Consider the following 1,195-nt stretch of genomic DNA (forward strand, 5'->3'; position numbering starts at 1 on the left):
TCTCATTTTTTCTCCTATACAACTTTATACTTTCAACAGAAAATAAAGGTTAATTATTTATCTTTATAGAATGTAACAATAAAAATAATTAGGTGGTGTTATACATGAAAAAAAGGTTTCGTAAAGGATTGATTGCTTTTGCAATTACAGCCACTATAATCCCAACAATGGTTTTCGCTAGTGAAAACAATGAAATCGAACCACTCGGAGCTGGCGAATGGGATGGTTTACTCAACAGTGAATATGGAATTTATGCATCAAGATGGGTAACTACAAGACCTGTTAATTCAGGTGGTGGTGATATTAGAGTCTGTATGTCCGGAGTCAATGCAGGCAATACAATTACAGTGAACATTTATGAACAAGATATAAGTTCTGATGATACTGTCAGGACAGATATCGAATTCAAAGGACCGAAAACTGGAACTTCAGAAAAAACTTGCAGTTCAAATATTGATGTCGAAAAATATGTGGATGGTGATTTTGCTGAAATCTATTTAAAAATGAAAGGCAAATTAGAATCAGATACTGTCCGAGTTTATATTGACGACTAAATAAAAGGCACGAAAAATATTCGTGCCTTTGCTACTCTCAATCCTTTTTCACTTAATTTTTTACTGGTGCTTTTTCAAAAACTGATACGACTCTTTTATATCGTTTCCCTGTGTCTTCTAATTCTTCTCGAAAAACTTCCGTTACTAAAAAAGGCGATTTTGCTTTTCCAACAGCAACAATATCACCTGGTTGAATGTTTAATTCACGTAAATATTTTGGAATATGCCACGTATATTTTTTGGGATATAGTTTCAACGGATCGCCCTTTTTGCTTCTAATATGAAATCCTGAAAGTGTATTATTCTCCATCAATATCCTCTCCAATCATCAACTTTATCAATTTTCCTAATGAATGAAATAATTCTGTGCTTTCCAGTTCCATCGAGCCACAATCGAATACGCTTTTTCCTCAATATCTGAATCCTCATCATCTACTCGAACTAAGTCGCCCTCTTCAACATCATCTAAATTCAATTGCTTATGTATTTTTTTTAACAAACCACCGTATGCAATCATTCGCTTACGGTATAAACCTTCTTCCAAGTCTTTTACAACTTCTAAATCATTTTCTAGATTACCAGTCAAATAGTCAGCATCTTTCACCGAATACTTTGCAGTTTCTTGCACTGCTGCTTGAATT

At 33.9% G+C, this 1,195-nt stretch carries 3 protein-coding genes; 1 reads left to right on the forward strand and 2 read right to left on the reverse strand.

Annotated elements, in window-relative coordinates; all coding sequences use genetic code 11:
* Positions 1–104: 104 nt before the first annotated feature.
* Positions 105–554: a hypothetical protein gene (locus D1606_RS18085; protein WP_119417406.1), complete on the forward strand. Its 450-nt coding sequence runs from the start codon at positions 105–107 to the stop codon at positions 552–554.
* A gap of 52 nt (positions 555–606) precedes the next feature.
* Here the strand turns inward: D1606_RS18085 and D1606_RS18090 are convergent, their stop codons facing one another.
* Together D1606_RS18090 and D1606_RS18095 are read right to left on the reverse strand one after the other, a co-directional pair.
* On the reverse strand, positions 607–864 hold the full coding sequence (locus tag D1606_RS18090; RefSeq protein WP_233548170.1) for a DUF5839 family protein: 258 nt from the start codon (positions 862–864) through the stop codon (positions 607–609).
* Between the two features lie 36 nt (positions 865–900).
* On the reverse strand, positions 901–1,195 hold a 295-nt coding region (locus tag D1606_RS18095; RefSeq protein ID WP_158582435.1), incomplete at its 5' end, for a protein rep.

Origin of the sequence: Rummeliibacillus sp. POC4 (assembly GCF_003576525.1) — a bacterium.
Classification (GTDB): Bacteria; Bacillota; Bacilli; order Bacillales_A; family Planococcaceae; genus Rummeliibacillus.

Excerpts from the sequence above, each read along its gene's own strand:
- D1606_RS18085 (WP_119417406.1), top strand. The coding sequence starts at position 105 with ATGAAAAAAAGGTTTCGTAAAGGATTGATTGCTTTTGCAATTACAGCC.
- D1606_RS18090 (WP_233548170.1), bottom strand. The coding sequence starts at position 864 with ATGGAGAATAATACACTTTCAGGATTTCATATTAGAAGCAAAAAGGGC.